The sequence below is a fragment of the Pseudarthrobacter siccitolerans genome, from assembly GCF_030823375.1.
In the GTDB taxonomy this organism is placed as follows: Bacteria; Actinomycetota; Actinomycetes; order Actinomycetales; family Micrococcaceae; genus Arthrobacter; species Arthrobacter siccitolerans_A.
In genome coordinates this window covers 1,022,509-1,045,304 of record NZ_JAUSXB010000001.1, presented here as the reverse complement: position 1 = coordinate 1,045,304, position 22,796 = coordinate 1,022,509, and the positions used below count along the sequence as shown (strand labels likewise).

24 protein-coding genes and 1 riboswitch are annotated in these 22,796 nt (G+C 65.4%); of the genes, 7 read left to right on the top strand and 17 right to left on the bottom strand.

The annotated features are described in order from the left end of the window. Position 1: 1 nt before the first annotated feature. The 11 genes from QFZ36_RS04955 to QFZ36_RS04905 all read right to left on the bottom strand — a co-directional run bounded on the left by QFZ36_RS04955 (position 2) and on the right by QFZ36_RS04905 (position 8,711). On the bottom strand, positions 2 to 139 hold the full coding sequence (locus QFZ36_RS04955) for a hypothetical protein (protein WP_306634384.1): 138 nt from the start codon (positions 137 to 139) through the stop codon (positions 2 to 4). Positions 140 to 219: 80 nt separating this feature from the next. Beyond that, positions 220 to 588 (bottom strand): hypothetical protein, encoded by a 369-nt coding sequence (locus tag QFZ36_RS04950; protein WP_306634382.1) that lies wholly within the window; start codon positions 586 to 588, stop codon positions 220 to 222. 45 nt (positions 589 to 633) lie between these two features. Continuing rightward, positions 634 to 1,065, bottom strand: a complete 432-nt coding sequence (locus tag QFZ36_RS04945) for a fluoride efflux transporter FluC (RefSeq protein WP_306634380.1) — start codon at positions 1,063 to 1,065, stop codon at positions 634 to 636. Then, complete coding sequence (locus QFZ36_RS04940) at positions 1,062 to 1,505, bottom strand: fluoride efflux transporter FluC (RefSeq protein ID WP_306634378.1); 444 nt, start codon at positions 1,503 to 1,505, stop codon at positions 1,062 to 1,064. The genes QFZ36_RS04945 and QFZ36_RS04940 overlap by 4 nt, the downstream gene beginning before the upstream one ends. After that, positions 1,506 to 2,219 carry a metal-dependent transcriptional regulator gene (locus QFZ36_RS04935; protein WP_306634377.1) on the bottom strand — a complete coding sequence of 238 codons (714 nt, stop codon included), beginning with the start codon at positions 2,217 to 2,219 and terminating at the stop codon, positions 1,506 to 1,508. A gap of 29 nt (positions 2,220 to 2,248) precedes the next feature. Then, a complete protein-coding gene (locus QFZ36_RS04930) occupies positions 2,249 to 3,007 on the bottom strand; it encodes a class I SAM-dependent methyltransferase (RefSeq protein WP_306634375.1) in 759 nt (252 codons plus the stop codon). 55 nt (positions 3,008 to 3,062) lie between these two features. After that, the gene (locus QFZ36_RS04925) at positions 3,063 to 4,496 is read right to left on the bottom strand and encodes an aminotransferase class V-fold PLP-dependent enzyme (protein ID WP_373427018.1); all 1,434 of its coding nucleotides are present in this window, start codon (positions 4,494 to 4,496) and stop codon (positions 3,063 to 3,065) included. A gap of 35 nt (positions 4,497 to 4,531) precedes the next feature. Continuing rightward, positions 4,532 to 4,645, bottom strand: a riboswitch (SAM riboswitch). A gap of 158 nt (positions 4,646 to 4,803) precedes the next feature. Continuing rightward, positions 4,804 to 5,616, bottom strand: coding sequence for a histidinol-phosphatase (gene hisN, locus QFZ36_RS04920; RefSeq protein ID WP_306634374.1), 813 nt, complete (start codon positions 5,614 to 5,616; stop codon positions 4,804 to 4,806). 48 nt (positions 5,617 to 5,664) lie between these two features. Continuing rightward, positions 5,665 to 6,780, bottom strand: a complete 1,116-nt coding sequence (rsgA, locus tag QFZ36_RS04915) for a ribosome small subunit-dependent GTPase A (RefSeq protein ID WP_306634372.1) — start codon at positions 6,778 to 6,780, stop codon at positions 5,665 to 5,667. After that, positions 6,764 to 8,155, bottom strand: a complete 1,392-nt coding sequence (gene aroA, locus QFZ36_RS04910; RefSeq protein ID WP_306634370.1) for a 3-phosphoshikimate 1-carboxyvinyltransferase — start codon at positions 8,153 to 8,155, stop codon at positions 6,764 to 6,766. Before aroA ends, rsgA begins: the two co-directional genes overlap by 17 nt. 7 nt (positions 8,156 to 8,162) lie before the next feature. Continuing rightward, positions 8,163 to 8,711 carry a DoxX family protein gene (locus QFZ36_RS04905; RefSeq protein ID WP_306634368.1) on the bottom strand — a complete coding sequence of 183 codons (549 nt, stop codon included), beginning with the start codon at positions 8,709 to 8,711 and terminating at the stop codon, positions 8,163 to 8,165. A gap of 205 nt (positions 8,712 to 8,916) precedes the next feature. Here QFZ36_RS04905 and QFZ36_RS04900 point away from each other — a divergent pair, with 205 nt between their 5' ends. Together QFZ36_RS04900 and rsrA are read left to right on the top strand one after the other, a co-directional pair. Beyond that, complete coding sequence (locus QFZ36_RS04900) at positions 8,917 to 9,777, top strand: sigma-70 family RNA polymerase sigma factor (protein ID WP_373427069.1); 861 nt, start codon at positions 8,917 to 8,919, stop codon at positions 9,775 to 9,777. Next, the gene (gene rsrA / locus QFZ36_RS04895; protein ID WP_306634363.1) at positions 9,774 to 10,034 is read left to right on the top strand and encodes a mycothiol system anti-sigma-R factor; all 261 of its coding nucleotides are present in this window, start codon (positions 9,774 to 9,776) and stop codon (positions 10,032 to 10,034) included. The genes QFZ36_RS04900 and rsrA overlap by 4 nt, the downstream gene beginning before the upstream one ends. A 148-nt stretch (positions 10,035 to 10,182) precedes the next feature. Here the strand turns inward: rsrA and QFZ36_RS20915 are convergent, their stop codons facing one another. The 5 genes from QFZ36_RS20915 to QFZ36_RS04875 form a co-directional block, all read right to left on the bottom strand. Continuing rightward, positions 10,183 to 10,257, bottom strand: a complete 75-nt coding sequence (locus tag QFZ36_RS20915) for a 50S ribosomal protein bL37 (RefSeq protein WP_369299106.1) — start codon at positions 10,255 to 10,257, stop codon at positions 10,183 to 10,185. Positions 10,258 to 10,413: 156 nt separating this feature from the next. Continuing rightward, positions 10,414 to 11,028 carry a PadR family transcriptional regulator gene (locus tag QFZ36_RS04890; protein ID WP_306634361.1) on the bottom strand — a complete coding sequence of 205 codons (615 nt, stop codon included), beginning with the start codon at positions 11,026 to 11,028 and terminating at the stop codon, positions 10,414 to 10,416. Beyond that, positions 11,028 to 11,879: a DUF4097 family beta strand repeat-containing protein gene (locus QFZ36_RS04885; protein ID WP_306634359.1), complete on the bottom strand. Its 852-nt coding sequence runs from the start codon at positions 11,877 to 11,879 to the stop codon at positions 11,028 to 11,030. The genes QFZ36_RS04890 and QFZ36_RS04885 overlap by 1 nt, the downstream gene beginning before the upstream one ends. A gap of 81 nt (positions 11,880 to 11,960) precedes the next feature. After that, a complete protein-coding gene (locus tag QFZ36_RS04880) occupies positions 11,961 to 12,560 on the bottom strand; it encodes a GDSL-type esterase/lipase family protein (RefSeq protein WP_306634357.1) in 600 nt (199 codons plus the stop codon). A 147-nt stretch (positions 12,561 to 12,707) separates the two neighbouring features. Next, a complete protein-coding gene (locus QFZ36_RS04875; RefSeq protein WP_306634356.1) occupies positions 12,708 to 16,520 on the bottom strand; it encodes a multifunctional oxoglutarate decarboxylase/oxoglutarate dehydrogenase thiamine pyrophosphate-binding subunit/dihydrolipoyllysine-residue succinyltransferase subunit in 3,813 nt (1,270 codons plus the stop codon). A 539-nt stretch (positions 16,521 to 17,059) separates the two neighbouring features. Between QFZ36_RS04875 and QFZ36_RS04870 the strand changes: the two genes are divergently transcribed. From QFZ36_RS04870 to QFZ36_RS04850, 5 genes are all read left to right on the top strand, one after another. After that, the gene (locus tag QFZ36_RS04870; RefSeq protein ID WP_306634355.1) at positions 17,060 to 18,427 is read left to right on the top strand and encodes a hemolysin family protein; all 1,368 of its coding nucleotides are present in this window, start codon (positions 17,060 to 17,062) and stop codon (positions 18,425 to 18,427) included. After that, positions 18,424 to 19,494: a hemolysin family protein gene (locus QFZ36_RS04865; protein WP_306634354.1), complete on the top strand. Its 1,071-nt coding sequence runs from the start codon at positions 18,424 to 18,426 to the stop codon at positions 19,492 to 19,494. Before QFZ36_RS04870 ends, QFZ36_RS04865 begins: the two co-directional genes overlap by 4 nt. A gap of 108 nt (positions 19,495 to 19,602) precedes the next feature. Next, the gene (locus QFZ36_RS04860; protein WP_306634353.1) at positions 19,603 to 20,592 is read left to right on the top strand and encodes a metal ABC transporter solute-binding protein, Zn/Mn family; all 990 of its coding nucleotides are present in this window, start codon (positions 19,603 to 19,605) and stop codon (positions 20,590 to 20,592) included. Then, entirely contained in the window at positions 20,589 to 21,404 is an 816-nt protein-coding gene (locus tag QFZ36_RS04855) for a metal ABC transporter ATP-binding protein (protein ID WP_306634351.1), read from the top strand. The genes QFZ36_RS04860 and QFZ36_RS04855 overlap by 4 nt, the downstream gene beginning before the upstream one ends. Next, the gene (locus tag QFZ36_RS04850) at positions 21,404 to 22,279 is read left to right on the top strand and encodes a metal ABC transporter permease (RefSeq protein ID WP_306634349.1); all 876 of its coding nucleotides are present in this window, start codon (positions 21,404 to 21,406) and stop codon (positions 22,277 to 22,279) included. The genes QFZ36_RS04855 and QFZ36_RS04850 overlap by 1 nt, the downstream gene beginning before the upstream one ends. 1 nt (position 22,280) lies before the next feature. On the opposite strand, the gene QFZ36_RS04845 is transcribed toward QFZ36_RS04850, so the two are convergent. Beyond that, positions 22,281 to 22,787 (bottom strand): Fur family transcriptional regulator, encoded by a 507-nt coding sequence (locus QFZ36_RS04845; protein ID WP_306639099.1) that lies wholly within the window; start codon positions 22,785 to 22,787, stop codon positions 22,281 to 22,283. Positions 22,788 to 22,796 lie beyond the last annotated feature (9 nt).

Sequence of the window (22,796 nt, the reverse complement as noted above, 5' to 3'; positions counted from 1 at the left end):
GTTACCGGCGCTTCTTCAGGTGCGCTACCGGATCCTGGGCGCCTTCGAGCGGGGCTTTCGCCTTCTTCTCGGCGCGTTTTTCCTTGATGGATTTAACGGGCTTCTTGTTCAGCTGCTGATGTGGTGACTTGTCCGGCATGGCGTACTCCTTGCGACACGGGGACGGCTGTGTCCCACTTCGTAAATTACGCCTGTTCCGCGCTGAATGTAATGCCTGAATCAGTCCGGGGCTGGCACGTCCGCGATGCCCACAAAACGTGTACCGACGCCGTCGAACTCGCCGCGGACGTACCCCGGGCGCAGTGGCGGAACGTCCGCGGGGCTGTGGTGCTCACACACCACATACGTAAACTCCGGCCACCATTTCTTGGGGCGCGCCGCTTCCTCATAACCGCAGACAGCGCACTCCAAATGCACCCAGACCGGGCGCTTCCCTGTCCGGTTGGCGCGGGACTGGACCAGCCACGGCGGCGGGTTGTCCAGGATCTCCCCGAGTTCCGCCTCGGTCATCCACTTTGGAAGGCCATGGCGCTGTGCCATTTCCATCGGTACATCCAGGGCAATGGCCGCGTCACGTCTGCTAATCATCACCATCCACGATACGGGAGCCCGCCAAATCGCCCGCCGCAACCCTTAACCGGCCAATGCAAGTCCTGCCGCGGCCGCGCCAAAACCAAGGACCAGATTGGCGGCAACATTCAATGCCGCGGATCCGAACCGTGCTTCACTGAGCAGCCGCACGGTTGCCGTGGTCCAGGAACTAAAAGTTGTGAGGCCGCCGGCCAGACCGGTGGCTAGTGCAGCCTGCCATTCCGGGGCCACCCCGAGTTTGAGGGTCATGGCGTGGGCAGCGCCGATAATGAAGCACCCTGTGACGTTCACGAACAGCGTGGCCCAAGGCCAGTGCAACCGTTTCCTGTTTCTGCTGCCATGGATTCCAGAGTGACGGTTCTCAACGCCGCGGGCAGAAAGGATCGATGTGTGATGCGCGAACCAGCTGTCCACGGCAAAACGGAGCAGTGCACCGGCAACTCCGAACACTCCCACCAGCGCAGCCGCCGTCATGGCCGCCCCCCAAACCGGCTGCCACTGCGCCCGTCCACCCAGCCCGCCACAACCTTCCCGGCCCGCCACCCCGCACCGGCCGCGGCCAGCCCCAGCAGCAACGACAGGGCCAGGTAGGTGATCCAGATGAAGTGCGAGCCCGCCCGCGCCAGCTGGTCCACCGCGAACACCACGGCCGAGAATGTCGTGAAGGATCCCAGGAATCCGGGGCCGAGGCCCGCGCGAAGCCAGAACGCGGTGTGCGGCCGTGCCATCCACACCGTGGTCAGCAACGCCAGGACAAAGCTTCCACCCACGTTGATCCCCAGCGTGGCCCAGGGCACGGACCCCGGAAAATCCGGAAACGCCAGTCCCAGTCCGTACCGCAGCTCAGTCCCTATCAGGCCACCAACAGCAACAGCACACCAGGCACGCGCCGGCGGTATGCCCGCAGGCGTCATTCAGCTGTCTCCGAGCAGGCAGCCAGGGTGTGGGTGATCGCTGTGCACCCACAGGGCAGAGGTGATTTCATCGGCCAGATCGTAGTCCCTGGTCCTGCCCGAGTTCCTGATCCGGACCACCAGGGCCCCGCCGAACGGCTTGCGGCCCACGATCTCCACTTCGGCGTCGAGGTCTATCTCCTCCGCGGAAAGGTAGCGGAGCAGGTCCGGGTTTTCGTCGCTGATACGGGTGATCCTGCCGGTGTGCCCCTGGTCCAGTTCGCCCATCAGGTGCGCCCGGGGCATCAGGACTTTCCCGTCGGCCGTGGGAATCGGATCGCCGTGGGGGTCACGCTGCGGGTCTCCGAGTTTCGCTGCAACGCGTTCAATGAACGTGTCGGAGACGGCGTGCTCCAGCAGTTCGGCCTCGTCGTGGACCTCGTCCCAGCGGTAGCCCAGCTGTTGGACGAGATAGGTCTCGATCAGGCGGTGGCGGCGCACCATGGAAAGGGCCAGCCGGACACCCTGGTCCGTGAGCGTAATGGCGCTGTAGGGTTTATGGTCCACCAGGCCCTGGTCCTTCAACTTCCGGACCATTTCGGACACCGAGGAATTGGCCACCCCGAGGCGCTGGGCGAGCTGGGAGGACGTGATGGGCTTGTCCTGCCATTCGGTGAACGAGTAGATGACCTTGACGTAATCCTCGATGGAGGAGGAGGGCGCGCTGGTCTTCACAGCTCCAGCCTACCCGTTGACCGTCCCCGTTATGCTTTGATGGCCCGCCAGGTCAGCGTGAGATAAGGCAGCTCAAGCTCCTCATCCACGCTGTGGCCCAGGTGCTCGTGCAGGTACCAGTCAAGGTTGGCCAGCACCTTTGCGCGCGTGGTTTCGCCGGCCCGCAGGTAATAGCTCCGGGACTTCGTCAGCTCTACGAGGCCGGTGGTGGTGACGCGGTCCTGCCAATGCGTTACGTGGCCCTCAAGGTCCCGGAACTCCGGCCCCACCTGCGGCCGGAAGCCTGGCTTGTACACGTCTCCGGCATGCATGATCCGGGAAAGCCGGTGAACCCAGGGCACCGAGGTGTCCAGCTGGTTCCAGATCAGGCCCAGCGTTCCCTGCGGACGCAGGACGCGCGCCAGTTCGGTGCTGGCAGCCAGGGCGTCACACCAGTGCCAGGCCTGGGCAACGCTGACGACGTCGAAGGCCGCCGCGGGCAGGCCCGTCGCCTCCGCGGTGGCCTGGACAGCCGCGGCCGCGGGGTAGTGGGCGCGCAACTGTTCGAGCATGTCCCCGGACGGGTCCACGGCCGTGACGGACAATCCCATCCCGAGCAGGAGCTCCGTGAACTTGCCGGTGCCGGCACCGGCGTCGAGTGCATCGCGGGCTCCGGCGGGGACCAGCCATTGCGCTGATTCTTCCGGGTAGCCCGGCCGGACCTGCTGGTAATGCTCCCCGCCGTCCTGGAAGCTCTGGCCGAGCTCCCGGCGCCGCCCGTGATCCAATTTGGGGCCACCCCGTACCACGTGTGGCCTCCTTCGATTGATGCCTTTGGCTATCCTCCGAATTTACCGCACGTGCTTAGTCGTCGATGCAGGGAGCGGCGCCGGCGGTGCCCGGGGTGTTGGGCGCCCAGTGCGGGTAGGTCCGGGTGTCGTTCGCAGGAACCCAGCGCCCGGCGTCCACCACGTAGTCCCAGCCCAGCCCGTTGCTGCGCAGCGCTGCAATGCCGGCAAGGAGCCGTTCGGCGTCCTCGAGGCGGGAGCCGACGCCGAAGCTGGCGCGGAGGGAACCGGAGGGCAGGCCCAGGCGCTTCAGTAGCGGGTGGGCGCAGAAGCGGCCGTCGCGCAGGCCCACGCCGTGCTCGGCGGACAGGTAGGCCGCCACCAGCCCGGCGTCGTAGCCTTCCACAGAAAAGTTGACCACGCCAATGGTGTCCGTATCCGGATTGGTGTCCTTGAAGATCTGGTGGACGGTCACACCGTCGATGTCCTGCAGGCCTTCCACCAGGAAGGACCGGATGGCGGATTCGTGGGCGTGCCACTGTTCCTGGTCCAGCCCGGCGATCACCTGGGTGGCGCGGGCCAGCGTGGCCGCGCCCAGGACGTTCGGTGAGCCGCCCTCATGGCGTGCCGGGCCGGTGGCCCAGCTGACGCCGTCGAGCCTTGCCTCCTTGACGGCGCCGCCGCCGGCGAGGTGCGGCGTTCCGGCGTCGAGCCAGTCCGCCCGCCCCACGAGCACGCCGGAACCGAACGGTGCGTAGAGCTTGTGGCCGGAGAAGGCGAGGTAGTCGACGTCGTCCGCGGCGATGTCCACGCGGCGGTGCGGGGCCAGCTGGGCGGCGTCCACCACGATCCGCGCGCCGTGTTCGTGGGCGAGCGCGGCCAGGGCGCGGATGGGAAGGATCTCACCGGTGACGTTGGACGCGCCGGTGACGGCGAGCAGGCTCACGCCGCCCTGCTCCAGTTCCGCCCGGACGGCCTCGATGGTGCCGGCGATGGTGTCGGCTGCAACGATGCTGCGGTGCGGGACGCCCTGCCACGGCAGCAGGTTGGCGTGGTGCTCGATGTCCAGGTAGAGGACGTCACCGTCGGGGTGCCCGTCTGTTGCGGGCAGGCAGCCGGCCAGCAGGTTGAGCGAATCGGTGGTGTTCCGGGTGAAGATCACGGAGTCGCCCGGACGGCCGCCCACGAACCCGCGGACGATGTCGCGTGCGTTTTCGTAGACCGAGGTGCTGATCTGGGACGCGTAACCCGCGCCGCGGTGGACGCTCGCGTAGAACGGCAGGATCTCGTTGAGGTACGCCGAGACCACCGAGAGCGCAGGAGCGGAGGCACCGTAGTCAAGGTTTGCGTAGCGGACATGGCCGCCATGGATCAGCGGCGCTTGGATCTCGGCGCCGGTGACGGCAGCAAGCGGCCGGCCGGCGGCGGCGCGGCGGGCATCAAAGGTGGTTCCAGGCTGGAGAATAACGGAACCGGCAGTGGCATTGGGGGAGACGGTGGCAGTTGTCACAGAGACCTCACTTCAAAAGGACTCCCACAGCCGGGAATCCGCGCTTGCCGCATCCGCTCCGGACCGGCCTGGTCGTCACCCGGGGCACCCCACCGCGGTTGGAGGGTTGCCGGCCAGCAAACCGGGGTTTCGCGCTGGCACTCGTGACCTGCTTAAGAGCGTAGAACATGGGGCGGGAAGGTTTGAAGCCGGGATAAATGTTAAGCGCTTTGTTACGCGCCGGCGGAGAAGGGCTTCTTTTGCCGAAGAAACGACGGCGGGCGCCTCCTCGTGGAGGCGCCCGCCGCTGATTCTTCGGTAACCTGCCTTACAGGAGGTCGTCCAGGTCCGGGTTCAACCTGCGCAGCACCTCGGAGTGCAGGATGGAATTGGTGGCCAGCGCGTTGCCGCCGAAGGGACCGTCTTCGCCTTCCAGGGACGTGAAACGCCCCCCGGCTTCCACCACGATCGGCACTAGAGCGGCCATGTCGTAAAGGTTCAGTTCAGGTTCGCAGGCGATGTCCACTGAGCCTTCGGCCACCATGCAGTAGGACCAGAAGTCGCCGTACGCCCGGGTCCGCCACACGTCCTCGGTGAGGCCCAGAAAGTTGTCAAGGCTGCCGCGCTCCTTCCAGCCGCCCAGGCTGGAGTAGGACAGGGAAGCATCGGAGAGCTTGGAGACGTTGGATACCCGCAGCCGCGTGGCCGCGGCGAGGGAACGGCCCATGTAGGCGCCCATGTCCTTGGCAGCCCACCAGCGCTTGCCCAGGGCCGGTGCACTGACCACGCCGACCACGGGCTCGCCCTCGTCCACCAGTGCAATCAGGGTGGCCCAGACCGGGACACCGCGGACAAAGTTCTTGGTGCCGTCGATGGGGTCGATGATCCAGCGCCGCGAGCCGTGGCCGGTACTGCCGAACTCCTCGCCGAGCACGGCGTCGCGCGGGCGGGAACGGGACAGCTGGCCACGGATGGCTTCTTCGGCGGCCTTGTCCGCGTCCGTAACCGGCGTCAGGTCAGGCTTGGTCTCCACCTGCAGGTCCAGGGCCTTGAAGCGGCTCATGGTCTGGTCATCCACGGAGTCGGCCAGGACATGGGCCAGGCGCAGGTCATCGTTGTAGCTTGAAGCGGGTTGGATCATGGTTCCAAACTACCGTCTGCGCGCGGTTCTGCTGGGAGATCGGCGTTGTCAGTTGACGCTGCCAAGCTCCTTGGCCTCCTGGGCCTCCATGCGGGGATCGGTGCCGAGGAGCCGCCGCAGGGAGGCCAGCCGGGCTTCCCCGGTGGCGCCGGCATGCCCGCCGGCCACCCAGGCATCCAGGCCGCAGTTCACGGCATGGGCGGTGTGCTTGCAGCCCCGTTCGCAGTCTTCGGTGCCGGGGGAGAGGTCCGGGAAGGAGCGCAGGATCCGGTCCGGGTCCACGTGGGCCAGGCCGAAGGAGCGGATGCCCGGGGTGTCGATGATCCAGCTGCCCGGCGGTGCATCCGCAAGCCTCAGCGCCAGGGCGGACGATGACGTGTGGCGCCCGCGTCCAGTCACGGCGTTGACCCCGCCGGTGGCACGCTCGGCCCCGGTGAGGGCGTTGACCATGGTGGACTTGCCCACGCCGGAATGGCCGAGCATCACGGTGACCTTGCCGTCCAGGAAGTCCCGCAGTTCTGCCACCGCTTTGCTGTCAAGGCGGGCCGACAATCCGTCATCGGAGCGGGCGTCGATGCCCGAAGCGCTGGAATCCGCCGTCCGGCTGATGATTACGGGGAAGTCCAGGTGCGTGTAGTTTGCCAACAGCTCCGCCGGATCCTTGACGTCCGCCTTGGTGACCAGCAGGATCGGCTCGATCCCGGCGTCATACGCAGCCACCAGGGCACGGTCGATGAAGCCGGTGCGCGGCTCCGGGTTCGCGGCAGCCACTACGATCACCAGCTGGTCGGCGTTGGCCACCACTGCCCGCTCCACAGGATCGGTATCGTCGGCGCTGCGCCGAAGGAGGGTCCTGCGGTCCTGGATTTTTACCAGCCGGGCCAGCGTGTTGGGGTCGCCGGAAACGTCACCCACGAGCGACACAAAATCGCCGGCCACCACGGGGTTCCGGCGCAGCTCGCGTGCCCTGGCGGCGATGACAACGCGCTCGTTGCCGGAGTCTTCACCCACCACTGCCGTGTACCGGCCGCGGTCAACAGTGACGATGCGGCCGGTGACGGCGTCGTCGTGGCTCGGCCGGTCCTTGGTGCGGGGCCTGGAACCTTTTTTGCTGGGCCGGATGCGGACATCCGACTCGTCCCAGGAGTCAGTGCTCCGGGCCACCGGTGGAACCTTCCGCCGCGGCGCCCGTGGGGCCCGATTGGGCCAGCATGTCTGCCCACAGCGCCGGAAAGTCCGGCATGGTCTTCGCGGTGGTGGCGATGTCCTCTACCTGGACCCCGTCCACTGCCAGGCCGAGGATGGCTCCGGCAGTGGCCATGCGGTGGTCGGCGTAACTGTGTACGACGCCGGCGTGCAGCTTCGCAGGCCGGATCACCAGGCCGTCGCTGGTCTCCTCGGCATCGCCGCCCAGGCGGTTGATCTCCGTGACCAGGGCTGCCAGCCGGTCCGTCTCATGCCCGCGCAGGTGCGCGATTCCAGTGAGTCGGGAGGGGCCAGTGGCCAGGGCGCAGAGGGCGGCGACTGTAGGGGCCAGTTCGCTGGTGTCCGCGAAATCGGCACCCTTGATTTCCTGCCCGCCCGTGACCGTGAGGACGCCGTCGCGCAGGCTGACCTCGGCGCCCATCTCGGCCAGGATGGTGCGCCAGAGATCGCCTACCTGCTGCGTCTGCTCAGGCCAGCCCGGAACCCGGACGGTTCCGCCGGAAGCCAGGGCCGCAGCAAGGAATGGTCCGGCGTTGGAGAGGTCCTGCTCGATCTGCTGGTCGAAGGCGCGGATGGGCCCGGGAGCAACCACCCAGTGGTTCGGCATTGAATCGTCAACCACAACCCCCGCGCCCCGCAGGACGGCAACTGTCATGTTGATGTGGTCCAGGCTGGGCACGGGTTTGCCGACGTGCTCCAGGTGCAGCCCCTCGGTGAACCGTGCGCCCACCAACAACAGGGCGGAGACAAACTGCGATGAGGCGCTTGCGTCGATGACCAGGTGGCCGCCACGGACTTCGCCTAAGCCTTCCACCACGAACGGCAAGGACGACGGCGTGCCGCCATCCTCCGCGGATACGGCCACTCCCAGCGCCTTCAGCGCTTCGATGATGGTTCCCATGGGCCGGTTGCGGGCGTGCGGGTCGCCGTCGAACAGGCTGGCGCCGTTTCGCAGCGCGGCCAGCGGCGGCACGAACCGCATCACCGTGCCGGCGAGGCCGCAGTCGATCGTCGCGGCTGACGGTGCCCCGTCCGCCGCGATCGGGAGGATCTCCAGATCCGGCCCGAAAGCCCCGTCCCCCGGTACCTCGGTGATAGTGGCGCCGAGCTGCCGGAGCGCCTCGATCATCAGTGCGGAGTCCCGGGAATGCAGCGGTGCGCGCAACCGCGACGGGCCGTCGGCGAGTGCGGCCAGCACCAGATACCGGTTGGTCAACGACTTCGAGCCCGGCACCGTGACGGTGGCATCCACCGGGCGGGCGGCGAAGGGGGCGGGCCAGTGGGGGAGGAGCGCTCCGGAGTTGTCCCGGGTGGCGGCGGCTGGTGCGGTCATGTCCTGCTTATGCCCCCGTGGCCTGTTCGACGGCGCGGCGCACGGCTTTGTCGGCTTTGTGCAGCTTCTTGTTCGTGGTCTTCCGGGCATCGGCGGCCAGGTGCGCCGCCCCCTTCCTCGCGTCGGCCGCCAGGTGCTCGGCACGCCAGGCGAGCCCCGGCTTACCTGCCGTGTCCACGGAAGCAAGCAATGCTCCGCCGCTCAGGGACAGGTTTTTCAGCAGCTGGTTGCGGCGGTTTCCGCGGCCTTCCTTGCTGCTGATATCCGCGCTGCGCCACTCGACGAACGTGTTGAGCAGCGAAACCACGGTCAGTACGGTCGCTGAGAGACGGGAGAACTTCCCCAGCCCGAACAGGACACCGGCGCCCACCTGTGTCCCGCCGATAATCCGCGCCAGTGTCTTCTCGTCCGTCTGGAATGGCAACGCGGCCGTTGCTTTGCTCAGCAGGGGCGAGAGCTGTTGCGCGGTGTCGTCGGCGTTTTTGAGCTTATCCATTCCGGCGAGAACAAAACTGGAAGCCAGCATGGGCCGTGCGAGTGTGCGGACAAAGGACATGGATTTCCTCCTGGGTGGACGAACCGCGTCGGGTGCGGCGGAGTCCGTTCTAGTCTTGCACTTTTGGGGAATATTTGCCCGAAGCCGCAGGTTATGGAAACTGGGCCTGGAAAGCCGGGCCCGCAAGACAAAGAACCGGACAACAGAGCGGAGTTGGCCTTTGAGGCGGGTGTTGGACGGAATCGATGCAGCAGGCCCGGTGGCCATGGACTCGTTGGGGGCCGAACCCCCCGCGTATGGGTCAGCGCGTGCGCAGAGCCTGACAGTAGACTTGAAGGCAATGAGCACCCTGGATCCGGCCGTTTCGGCCATGTATGACGCTTCGCAGAACGAAGCCAAGAGCAGCGCTGATACCCGGCCCGAGCCGCCAGAGCCAACGGAAGGCCCCGTGCCAACGGAAGGCTCTGTGCCGCCCGCGGGAGCGGCTGAGGAAGCGGTGGACGTTTCCACGGAATCGGACGAGGAACGCCGGGTCCGGTTTGAACGCGACGCCATGCAGTACGTCGATCAGCTGTATTCGGCGGCCATGCGGATGGCCCGGAACCCGGCTGACGCGGAGGACCTTGTCCAGGAGGCCTACACCAAGGCTTTTTCTGCGTTCCACCAGTACAAGCCGGGAACCAACCTCAAGGCGTGGCTGTACCGGATTCTGACGAACACCTATATCAACCTGTACCGCAAACGGCAGCGGGAACCGCTTCAGTCCAACTCGGACACCATCGAGGACTGGCAGTTGGCGCGTGCTGAGTCGCACACCTCCAGCGGGCTGCGTTCTGCTGAAGCAGAGGCGCTGGATCACCTGCCGGATTCCGACGTCAAACGCGCCCTTCAGGCCATCCCCGAGGAATTCCGCCTGGCGGTGTACTTCGCGGATGTTGAAGGGTTTGCCTACAAGGAAATTTCGGACATCATGAACACCCCTATCGGCACAGTGATGTCCAGGCTTCACCGCGGCCGAAGAATGCTGCGGGACATGCTCGGGGAATACGCCGCCGAGCGCGGATTCAAAACAGCCGCAGATGCACCCGACGCGGCAGAAAGCCAACAACAGGAGAACAGGAAATGAGCGACTGCCAGGGATTGGGCGACTGCGACGATACCAGGATGCAACGCATCTACGAGTACCTTGACGGCGCGTTGACCCGTGAGGACATCACGGAGATCAAGACACACCTCGATGAGTGCCCCGAATGTACGGAGCAGTACGACCTTGAGTGCGTGATCCGCAACATGGTGAAGCGTTCCTGCACTGAAGCGGCGCCGGCGAACCTCAAGAACGCCATCCTGGACCGGATCCACTCGATCCGTCCAGTGGACGCATAGGGAGTACCGGACCCGCGGGGCACCGTCCCCAGCCCAGGGCAGCGGGACCCGGGACAGCGGGAGCCTGCAGATAAGCCAAGAACAAAGGACCCCGGAAGCCGAGTGGCTTCCGGGGTCCTTTGCTGTAACCGCTGTACCTGGCATGTGCCTAGGTGTTGGGGCGCTTCCCGTGGTTCGCGCCGCCACGCTTACGGTCACGACGCTTGCGTGCACGCTTGCTCATAGCTGGCCTCCTTACTGTTGTACTCAAAAGAGCTGCCCTCAAGTCTCCCACATGATCTGACGCCCCGCGAACCGGCAACCGCCGCATGACCTGCGGTTCGGTGACCGAAGAACGCGGACCCAGCATGGGAGGCCGGCTACGAACCCGGCTTGGCAGCTAGGTCCGGACCGAGTTTCGGATAGCGATACCGGCCTGCTCCAGCACCGTCCTGACCGTTTCCAGGACCACGGGGCTGAGAGGCTGCTTGCCTGCCTGCAGCCGGAGTTCGGCACGGAGGTCGTCCCTGAACGCCTGGAGCATGAGCTCGGCTTCCCTGAGCGACGCCTTGCCGTCTGCGGCCGGACTGCCTTTGAGCGCTGTGAAAGCGGCGGACGCTGCGCCGGCCCGGGCAGCCTCCGCCGTGGCCGCAAGATCGGCCCGCAGTCCGCGCATGTTGCTGCGGATGTCCTCCCGGAGGTTGTCTGCCAGCCGGCGCACCGAGGCTGAGATCTCTTTTTCTACAGCTGCCAGTTCCTCACGGCGAAGGTTTAGTTCCGCCAGACCGGCTGGGGTGATGCGGTAGTTGGTGCGGCGGCCGGAGGCTTCGGTGGCTACCAGGCCTTCTTCCTCCAGTTTCCCCAGCCGCGGGTAGATGGTGCCGGCGCTGGGGGAGTAGGTGCCGCCGAACCGCTCCTTGAGGGCCTTGATGAGTTCGTAGCCGTGCTTGGGACCGGACTCGAGCAGGGCAAGCAGGTAAAGCCGCAGGGCGCCGTGGGCGAAGACAGCGGGCATCAGCGCCGTTCTTCCGCGGGCCCCGGCATGTTTCCGTTCGCTTCGCCGGGCCGGGCGCTGTGGAGGATGGAGGTTTTGCCCGACACGGAGTTGGTCCTCACCAGCATGAGCACGGCGTCAGGGCCGGCAATCGTCTCCACCTTGCCGCCAGCCACGTGGTACTGCTGGTTGCCGATAACCACAGCCCCCGTGGCGGACTTGGCCACCACATCCACCCCGACGTCATGCGGGATCCGGATGGTGAGGTCCCCTGAGACGGAATTTGCACCGAAATCCTGGGTGAAACCCATCAGGTCGAAATTCATGTCGCCACTGACCGTGTTGGCACGGATGTGGCTGAAGTGGCCGGAAGCCGTGACCTGGCCGGAGACGGTCTTGGCGGTGAGGACCCCGCTGTGATGGCGAACGCTGACCTCGCCGCTGACGGTGGTGACGAACAGTTCGCCGTCGGTGCCGTCCGCCATCACGGAACCGGACACGGTGTTCAGGCGGGTACGGGCGGCCATCCCCGACACCAGGCCGTCACCGCTGACGGTGCCTGCCTCAACATCAACTGTGGCAGGAAGGGCAATGCTGATGACGGCGTAGTTCTCGCTGTGGTGGTTGACCGTTCCCATGAGGTTCTTGAACCAGCCCTGCGGCCCGTGAAGCTGGTGGCGGACCTCCAGCCGGCCGTTTTCCAGCGAAACGGCAACGGGATCGCCCTGCACCTCGGAAACCTCGATCCGGGTATAGGGCTGTTCATGGGCTATTACGTCGAACCGGCCCCGGACCATTCCCAGTTTCAGTGCCGAGACGGACTCGACGTCGATGGTCTGCGCGCCGGTGACAGTCCAGTTCTGATCAGCCATGGTTCCTCCGAAGACGATATATCGTGTCTGGCCAACCTACTCCCGGCGCGGCCGCAGTTCAAGATATATCGCGATTTATGCTTACTCCGGAACTGCCATGCCCAGCCACTGGAACCAGCCGCGGTGCAGTACCAGCCATGCCATCAGGCCATAGCCGGCCTGCCCCGGGGTTCCTCCGTTGGCGGCAAGGTCCTGGCGCCACTGTTCGTGGTTCAGGAGCGGGGAGAAGGTATCCACGTAGAGGTGCTTGCGGCGTGTGGTGACGTCCGCGAAGGCGGTGTTCAACTCGTCCAGCCGCCTGTTCTGGCCCGGGTCAAGGGTGGGCGGCGGCCCGACAACAAACACCTCCAGCCGGTTCTGTGAGGCGGAGTCGAGGATGTTGGCCAGGTTCAGCCGGCTGCGTGCAGTGGAAAGCCCAAACTCGATGTCTCGGCCCGAGAGCCCGATCACCAGGCGGTTCTCGGACTGGTCGCTGAACCGACGGCCTGCTTCGTCCAGCCAGCGTGCGGCCAGGCCTTCCGTTCCTTCCTGCGGGCAGGGGAGTGGATAGCTTTCCAGGATCATTCCGTCCTGTGGAGTGCGGGCCAGTACCCGGCCCAGCCAGCCGAGCGCGCGGGGGTCACCCAGTCCGGCCAGCAGTTCATCTCCTACAGCTGCGATGCGCAGCTTCCTGTCTTCCACACGTTCCTCTTTACTTCGGTGCTGACTGCCCGCCGCGACCTGCGGCTTCGTCCTGGCTGCCCGGGCGGGCGCTGTCCATCCCATTAAACAGAACTGCCCGGCCGGAGTCTGGTATTTCGACGTCCGGCCGGGCAGCCTTACTGGTTATTACCGTGCAAATGCCTGCTTCAGCAGGGCATCCTGCTCTGCGGCGTGGCGCTTCATGGAGCCGGCAGCCGTGGAGGCCGACGCCGGACGCGACACGAGGCGGACCTTCCGGTCAAGCGCGTCCGGAAGGTTCAGGCCGATGAACGGCCACGGCCCCTGGTTGGCGGGCTCATCCTGCGCCCACACAACCTCGGCGTTCGGGTACTTGGCCAGTTCCGCAGCGATCTCCGCGTGGGGCAGCGGGTAAAGCTGCTCCACCCGGACGATTGCCGTCGTCTTGTCGCCGGTCTTCTGCCGCGTGGACAGGAGATCGTAGTAAAGGCGGCCGGAGACCAGCAGGACGCGTTCGACGGCGTCTGCGGCCAGCTGCTCATGATCGGCGATGACAGGGCGGAAGGTGCCGTTGGTGAAGTCTTCCACGGAGGAGGCAGCACCCTTGAGGCGGAGCAGCTGCTTGGGTGTGAAGATGATCAGCGGCTTCCGCGGACGGCTGTAGGCCTGGCGGCGCAGCAGGTGGAAGTGCGAGGCCGCCGTAGTGGGGTTGGCCACGATCATGTTTTCTTCGGCACACATCTGCAGGAACCGCTCGATCCTTGCGGACGAGTGGTCCGGGCCCTGGCCCTCGTAGCCGTGCGGAAGCATCAGCACCAGCGAGGAGCGCTGGCCCCACTTCTGCTCGGCCGACGAGATGAACTCGTCGATGATGGTCTGGGCGCCGTTGACGAAGTCGCCGAACTGGGCCTCCCAGAGGACGAGGGCGTCGGGGCGTTCCACGGAGTAGCCGTATTCGAAGCCCATGGCTGCGTATTCGGACAGCAGCGAATCGTAGATCCACAGCTTGGCCTGGTCGTCGGAGAGGTTGCCCAGCGGCAGCCATTCCTTGCCGTTGGCGCGGTCATGGAAGACGGCGTGGCGCTGCACGAACGTTCCTCGGCGCGAGTCCTGGCCGGCCAGGCGGACAGGAACCCCTTCCATGATGAGGGAGCCAAAGGCTGCGATCTCGCCAAAGCCCCAGTCGATGCCGCCTTCACGGGACATCTGCTCACGCTTCTCGAGCAGTTGCTTGAGCTTGGCGTGGACGGTGAAGCCCTCGGGAACCTCCACATGCGCCTTGCCGATCCGGGCCAGCGTGTCCGCGGAGATGGCCGTGGACACGGGCGCGTTGATGCTGGAATCGGACTGCTGGGCGATGGGCCGCTCGATGTCCGATACTGCTGCGGAATCCGCAGTGATGATCGGAATCGGGGAGGTCTGGGCTGCGTGGGTCTCAGCGAAGACGCGCTCCAGCCGTTCCTGGTAGTCGCGGAGCAGCTGCTCGGCTTCTTCCTCGGTGATGTCCCCACGGCCGATCAGCGACTCGGTGTAGAGCTTGCGCACCGAACGCTTGGCTTCGATCAGGTTGTACATCAGCGGCTGGGTCATCGAGGGGTCGTCGCCCTCGTTGTGCCCGCGGCGGCGGTAGCAGACCATGTCAATGACAACGTCCTTGTGGAACCGCTGGCGGAACTCGTAGGCGAGCTGGCCGATGCGGACCACGGCCTCGGGGTCGTCGCCGTTCACGTGGAACACCGGTGCCTGGATCATCTTGGCAACGTCGGTGGAGTACGTGGACGAGCGGGACGAGGAAGGAGCCGTGGTGAAGCCCACCTGGTTGTTGACCACCACGTGGATGGTTCCGCCGGTACGGTAGCCCCGCAGCTGGGAGAGGTTCAGGGTTTCGGCCACCACGCCCTGGCCGGCGAAAGCGGCGTCGCCGTGGACCACGATGGGAAGGACCGGGAAGGACTCGCCCTGGTCCAGGCGGTCCTGCTTGGCGCGGACGATGCCCTCGAGCACCGGGTCCACTGCTTCCAGGTGGGACGGGTTGGCAGCCAGGTAGACCTTGGTCTCCTTGCCGTTGTCCGAGGTGAACGTGCCCTCGGTGCCCAGGTGGTACTTGACGTCGCCGGAACCCTGGACCGAGCGGGGATCCTGGGTGCCCTCGAACTCGCGGAACACCTGTGCGTAGGTCTTGCCCGCGATGTTGGTCAGAACGTTCAGGCGGCCGCGGTGGGCCATGCCGATGGCGACTTCATCCAGGCCGTCGTCGGCGGCGTCGGACAGGATGGCGTCCAGCAGCGGAATCAGGGACTCGCCGCCTTCGAGGGAGAAGCGCTTCTGGCCCACGAACTTCGTCTGCAGGAAGGTCTCGAAGGCCTCGGCGGCGTTCAGCTTGGAGACGATGCGCAGCTGCTCTTCACGGCTGGGCTTCGAGTACGGGTGCTCGAGCTGGTCCTGGAACCACTTGCGCTCGGCAGGGTCCTGGATGTGCATGTACTCGATGCCCGTGGTGCGGCAGTAGGCGTCGCGGAGGACACCCAGGATGTCGCGGAATTTGAGCATCGGCTTACCGCCGAAACCGCCCGTGGGCCACTCGCGGTCCAGGTCCCACAGAGTCAGGCCGTACGTCAGGACGTCAAGGTCCGGGTGCTTGCGCTGGACGTATTCGAGCGGATCGGTGTCCGCCATCAGGTGGCCCCGGACCCGGTAGGAGTGGATCAGCTGCTGGATCCGGGCCACCTTGTTGATCTCGTCGGCAGGGTCGACCTGCTTGTCCGCGCTCCAGCGAACGGGCTCGTACGGAATGCGCAGGGACTCGAAGATATCGTCGTAGAAGTTCTGCGCGCCGAGCAGCAGCTGATGGACCAGCTTCAGGAACTCGCCGCTGCCGGCACCCTGGATCACGCGGTGATCGTAGGTGGAGGTCAGGGTCAGGACCTTGCTGATGGCGTTCTGGGCGATGATCTTCTCGCTGGCACCCTGGAATTCGGCAGGGTAGTCCAGGGCACCGACGCCGATGATGGCCGCCTGGCCCTTGGAAAGACGGGGCACCGAGTGCACGGTGCCGATGCCGCCCGGGTTGGTCAGGGACACGGTGGTGCCCTGGTGGTCGTCAGCAGTCAGCTTGCCGTTGCGGGCGCGCTTGATGAGGTCCTCGTAAGTGTGCCAGAACTCGGAGAAGTTGAGGGTTTCTGCCTTCTTGATGTTCGGCACCATCAGCAGGCGGGTTCCATCGGGCTTGGGCATGTCGATGGCGATGCCGAAGTTGACGTGCGCCGGCTGGACTGCAACGGGCTTGCCGTCCACTTCGTCGTAGTACACGTTCATGGAAGGGAACTGGGACAGCGCGCGGATGACGGCGTAGCCGATCAGGTGCGTGAAGGAGACCTTGCCGCCGCGGGCGCGGGCGAGGTTGGAGTTGATGACCACCCGGTTGTCAATCAGCAGCTTGGCGGGGATGGCCCGGACGCTGGTGGCGGTGGGCACCTCCAGGCTGGTGACCATGTTGGTGGCAATGGCCTTGGCCGGTCCGCGCAGGACCGACACGACGTCCTCTTCCGGGGCCGTGGGGGCCTTGACGTTCTTGGGCAGCTGCGCCGGGATGGGCTGCGAACCCGTGCCCGCTTCAGTCTTCTTGGCGCCGTCACGCGCCACGGTGGCGGGGGCTTTCTTGACGGGAGCCGGGGCCGCGGCAGGTGCCGCAGAGGCAGGCGGGGCCGACGGCGGAGCGGGCGGGGCTGCAGCCGGCTGCGCTGCCGGTGCCGCAGGAGCAACGTTTACAACCGGCATTTCCCTGGTTGCGGGGTGGGCAGTGGCTTGCGCCGAATTTCCGTTGGAAGAAGAACTGCTGCCCGAGCCGAAAGATTCAAACAGCGGCCACCATTTGGCGTCGACAGCGTTCTTGTCCTTTTGGTACTGCTCGTACAGTTCGTCAACGAGCCACTCGTTTCCGCCAAATTCCTCTGGTAGACGGTGGCTAGGCTGCTCTGGCACTTGAAATACGCCTCTTCCATGAGTTTGATTTCTCTCCGGCCCACGGTGCCTCAGCACTACGTTTCAACCGGTCTCTGCGTCCTCTGAACCCAGACCATTGCCAGTCTAGTGAGCATCTTGTGGTAACTGCCAATAAGGGTGACCCAAATCATGATGAGACGCGAAACAGGATGAATATGGCGGCCGCGGTACCGCTGCCATCTGCCGGTTGCAGGGAGCGGACCAGCCGGTGCCGGGGCCCCCGGCCGGGGCGCGGCGGTGCGGATCTGCTCCTGTAGACTGAAATTCTTATGGACAGTAAATCTAGGTGCCGGCCTGGGGGCTGTCAGCGGGGCGTAAGCAGCGCCGCACAGTCCACCCGAAGAGCCGGCAAACCCCGAACACGCGCCCATCACCATTCGCTGGCCTTGCCGGCAGGAGCTGCAGAGGAAACTGCGTCGGCCTCGGCTGACCACCCTCCGCCGGACCGATATTACTGGCGTCGCTCCTTAACTGTTCCGCCCTTCTCCACTGCCACCGCTGTCCGGGCGGGATGCTGAATGGAATGGCTCCTCCTTGCAGCGGGACTGCTGCTGATCGCCGGCACGGGCTTTTTTGTCGCCGTCGAATTTTCCCTTATTGCAATTGACCAGGCCACCGTACAAAGGGCAATTGACGACGGCGACGAGCGCGCCATCCCCTTGCTCCACTGCCTGAAGTCCCTCTCAACGCAGCTGTCCAGCTGCCAGTTGGGCATCACGCTGACCACCTTGCTGACCGGCTACGTGATGGAGCCATCGGTGGGCCGGCTCCTGGCAGCCCCGCTGGCCGCCGTCGGACTTCCTGACGTTGCGGTGGCCTCCGTCTCCCTGGTCCTGGCCATGGTGCTGGCCACCCTGCTCTCCATGCTCCTGGGCGAACTGGTGCCCAAGAACATGGCTATTGCGCTGTCCTTCCGCATGGGCCGCGCGCTGGCCCGGCCGCAGCTGGTCTTCACTGCCGTGTTCAAGCCCGCCATCGTGGTCCTGAACGGCTTCTCCAACAAGGTCCTTCATGTTTTTGGGCTGGAAGCCAAGGAAGAAATTTCCGGCGCCCGGACCCCTGCTGAGCTCGCATCCCTGGTGCGGCGCTCCGCGGCGATGGGCACCCTTGACGCCGGTACCGCAAACTTCGTATCCCGCACGCTGAATTTCTCCAGCCGTACCGCGGCAGACGTTATGACGCCCCGCATCCGCGTGGAAACGATCGAGGCGGACCAGCCGGTGTCCGACATCCTTGCTGCGGCACGCCGCACGGGGTACTCCCGGTTCCCGATCATTGGCGAATCCGCAGACGATATCAGGGGCCTCGTCCACGTCAAGAAAGCAGTGGCTGTCCCCTGGGACCGCCGGCAAAACCTCGAAGCCGGCGCCATCATGACCGAAGTCCTCCGTGTCCCGGAAACCATCCACCTGGATGCCCTGCTGGCAGAGCTGCGCGAAGGCAACCTGCAGCTGGCAGTTGTGCTGGACGAATATGGCGGAACTGCCGGGATCGCAACCCTCGAGGACCTCGTGGAGGAAATCGTGGGGGAGGTGGCGGACGAGCATGACAAGGTCCGCCCCGGCCTGCTGCAAAGTGCTTCCGGCGACTGGTACTTCCCCGGCCTGCTCCGCCCGGATGAACTCTCCGAGCAGATTCCCGGCCTTACTGTCCCTGATGAGGCAGCCTACGAAACCGTCGGCGGCTATGTCATGAGCAAGCTCGGCCGGATTGCGGCGGTAGGGGACACGGTGCCTGTGGAAGGCGGAACGCTGAGCGTCACCAGGATGGACGGCCGGCGGATCGACCGGATCTGCTTCCGCCCGGCTACATCCGGCCCCGAAACCGGGGACGATGCCGGCGGGACGAAAAACGGCAGGACGAACAACGACAGGACGGAACGATGAGCGACTGGGCCGGAATACTGTGGCTGGTGGTCCTCCTGTTCGGCAACGCGTTTTTTGTCGCCGCCGAGTTCGCCGTGATGTCGGCCCGCCGCAGCCAGATCGAGCCGCTGGCCGAGGCCGGTTCCAAACGGGCACAGACCACCTTGCGCGCCATGGAGAATGTTTCGCTCATGCTGGCTTGTGCCCAGCTGGGCATCACGGTCTGTTCGCTGCTGATCCTGCTGGTGGCGGAGCCCGCCATCCATCACCTGCTGGCTGTGCCGCTGGAGACACTGGGCCTGCCCATGGAGATCGCTGACGTGGCGGCGTTCGCCGTGGCGCTGATGCTGGTGACGTTCCTGCACGTGACCTTCGGTGAAATGGTGCCGAAGAACATCTCGGTGTCCGTGGCGGACAAGGCGGCGCTCTTCCTCGCCCCGCCGCTGATGTTCGTGGCCCGGCTGGTGAACCCCGTGATCTCGGTTCTCAACTGGTCGGCGAACCACATCCTCAAGCTGCTCCGCATCGAGCCCAAGGATGAGGTGAACTCCTCCTTCACCCTGGAGGAAGTGCAGTCCATTGTGCAGGAGTCCACCCGGCACGGCCTGGTGGATGACGAGGCGGGGCTGATCACCGGTGCGCTCGAATTTTCCGAGTACAACGCTGCGGACATCATGGTTCCGCTCGAAAAGCTGGTGATGCTGAAGGCAGCCACCACGCCGGTGGAGTTCGAGAAGGCCGTGAGCCGCACCGGATTCTCCCGCTTCCCCATGCTCGACGATGACGACATGCTGTACGGCTACCTTCATGTGAAGGACGTGCTGTCCATTCATGAGGAGGCCTACGAGCGGCCCATCGCTGAGAGCCGGATCAGGTCACTGGCCAACCTCGCCCTGGACGACGAGATTGAAAAGGCAATGTCGGTGATGCAGCGGACAGGTTCGCACCTGGCGCGCGTGATCGGGCCCGACGGGAACACCAAGGGTGTCCTGTTCCTGGAAGATGTGATTGAGCAGCTGGTGGGCGAAATCCGGGACGCCACCCAGGCCAGGGGTGTCCGGCGGCTGGGCCAGCCCAACGGCGCTTAGCAGGCCTAAGCTCCCGGCTGGGCGCGTATACCTAAATAGGAATCATTCCTATTTAGGTATACGCTGGAGTAGTTCCTTCCGCTCCCACACCCCTGAACCGAGGTTTCCGTGCGCCGTCCCGCCGCCGCCCGAACGTCCCTGGCCGTCCTTGCCGTCCTTGGCCTGCTGCTTAGCGCATGCAGCCCGCAGCCCGAGGGCCCTGCCGGGAATCCAACTGAGGGGATCAACGTGGTGGCTTCCACCAACGTCTACGGCGACATTGCAAAGATGGTGGGCGGCGACAAAGTCAGCGTCACTGCCATCATCAACAAGACCAGTCAGGACCCGCACTCGTACGAGGCCACGGCCCAGGACCGGCTGGCCGTCTCCAAGGCGGACCTCGTGGTGGAAAACGGAGGGGGCTACGACGACTTTCTCCACACCCTGGTGGAAGACAGCAGCATTGAGGCACGCAACGTGCTGAACGCCGTCGAACTTTCCGGGCTGGCACACCCGGAGGACGAGGCCACGGGCGAAGCAGCGCCCGCAGGGTCGGCGGCGGCGGATGACCACGCCCACGATCACGGTGAGTTCAACGAGCACGTCTGGTACAGCCTGGCCGCCATGGGCAAATTGGCCGATGACCTTGCCGCCAGGCTGGGCGGACTGGAGCCTGGCTCAGCCGCCACCTTCACAGCCAATGCCGGTGCCTTCAAGTCTGAACTTGACGAACTGGCAGGGAAGCTGGGTGCACTGAAGACTGCCGCGGCCGGGGGAAAGGTGGCCGTCACTGAGCCGGTGCCGCTCTACCTGCTGGCCGATGCGGGCCTGGAGAACAGCACCCCTGAGGACTACATTGCTGCGGTTGAGGAAGGCTCGGACGTTCCGCCCGCCGTACTCAAGGCCGCCACAGACCTGATTTCCTCAAAGTCCGTCCGGTTCCTTGCCTACAACGGGCAGACGGAAGGTCCGCAGACCGAAGCGCTGCGGAAGGCGGCCGAGACGGCAGGTGTCCCGGTGGTCGATTTCAGTGAAACGCTGCCCGAGGGCAAGACCTACCTGCAGTGGATGACGGACAATGTGAACAACGTCAGCAAAGTTCTGGAGACAAATAGGTGAAACCTGTGGTCAGCCTCGCCGGGGCGTCCCTCGCATTCGGTCAGCGGACGCTGTGGGAGGATCTGGACCTGGAGATCAGGCCGGGCGAGTTCTTCGCGGTGCTTGGACCCAACGGAAGCGGCAAAACAAGTTTTCTCAAAGTCCTGTTGGGCCTTCAGGACCTGCACCGGGGCAAGGCCACGCTCGGCGGACACCCCGTTGAGCGCGGCAGCAGCCTGATCGGCTACATCCCGCAGCAGAAATCGTTCGCCCGTGACACGCCCATGCGCGCCCGGGACCTGGTGGGCCTGGGGGTGGACGGCCACCGGTGGGGACTCCGCCTGTCGTCGGCCAAGGCCAACCGCAGGATTGATGAGCTCCTTGAGCTGGTGGGGGCGGCTGACTACGCCAAGGTTCCGGTAGGCCAGCTCTCCGGCGGCGAGCAGCAGCGTCTCCGGGTAGCCCAGGCGCTGGCAACGGATCCAAAAGTCCTGCTCTGCGATGAGCCACTGCTTTCCCTGGACCTGCACCACCAGCAGGCCGTCAGCGCGCTGATCAACAAGCAATGCCATGAGCAAAACAGCGCGGTGGTTTTTGTCACCCACGAGATCAACCCCATCATCGACTACGTGGACCGGGTGCTGTACCTGGCGGGCGGGCGTTTCAGGGTGGGAACCCCACAGGAAGTCATGACCACTGAGGTCCTCTCCGACCTGTACGGCAGCCACGTTGAGGTCATCCACGCCAACGGACGCATCGTGGTGGTGGGCCTGCCGGACGCCACCACCCACCATCATTCTGAGGCCCACGCCCTTGCCGAAGAGGTGGCCTGATGGACGCCGACAGCATTATTGGTGCGATCTTCAGTTTCGAGAACTACGGCGAGCTGCTGGTCCTGGTCCAGAACTCCATCTGGGCAGGTGCCGTCCTGGGCCTGCTCGGCGGCCTGGTGGGGACGTTCGTCATGAAGCGTGACCTCGCGTTCGCGGTCCACGGCATCTCGGAACTGTCCTTCGCCGGTGCCGCCTTCGCCCTGCTGGTTGGCGCAGACATCGTTTTCGGTTCACTGATCGGCTCGGTGGCTGCTGCGCTCCTGCTGGCCCTGATGGGAGTCAGGGCCAGGGACAAGAACTCGATCATCGGGGTGATCATGCCCTTTGGGCTGGGCCTCGGAATCCTGTTCCTGTCCTTGTATCAGGGCCGTGCCGCCAATAAATTTGGCCTGCTGACCGGGCAGATCGTTTCAGTCGATACCGTCCAGCTTCAGGTGCTGGCCGGAGCGGCTGTTGTGGTGATGGTGGTCCTGGCGGCCATCTGGCGACCGCTGAACTTCGCCAGCGTGGATCCCGAACTGGCCGAGGCGCGCGGCGTTCCCGTCCGGACGCTGGGCGTGGTCTTTATGGTCCTGCTGGGTGTCAGCGTGGCCCTGTCCATCCAGGTGGTAGGCGCACTCCTGGTGCTCGCGCTGCTCATCACACCGGCTGCGGCTGCGCTTCGGGTGACGTCGTCGCCCGTGGCTGTGGTGATGCTCAGCGTGGCCTTTGCCATTACGGCGACCGTGGGCGGAATCCTGCTGGCCCTCGGCGGCCGCATCCCCATCAGTCCGTACGTCACCACGTTGTCGTTCCTGATCTATGTGGTGTGCCGGATCATCGGCTCCGCCCGTGCTTCCCGCGGGATCAACGGACGGGTGCTGCAGGCCCGCTGACTTAGAGCGTCCCGGCAGCCTTGCGTGCCGTGCACTCCGGACAGAGCCCGAAGATCTCCACCGTGTGCGCCACCTCGGTGTAACCGTGTTCGGCCGCGGTCCGGGCTGCCCACGTTTCAACGGCCGGGGCTTCCACTTCCACTGCTTTGCCACAGTTGCGGCACAGCAGGTGGTGATGGTGGCCCGTGACGGCGCACCGGCGGTACACCGCCTCGCCGTCGCCGTTGCGCAGCACGTCAACCAGTCCTTCGTCGGCAAGGGACTGGAGGATCCGGTAGGCGGTGGCGAGGGAAACCGAGACGCCCTGGTTCTGCAGGATGCGGTAGAGCTCCTGCGTGCTGACGAAGTCGTCCAGTTCGTCCAGCGCCGCACTGACTGCAAGCCGCTGTTTCGTGACCCGCTGCTCCTTGACGGCACCTGCGCCTGCTGCGCCCGCGGCAGTCCCCGCGGCGCCGGAAGCGGGAGCCGAAGCAGGCTTGGTGGACTCAGCCTTGGTGCCGAACGGCATGGATGGACT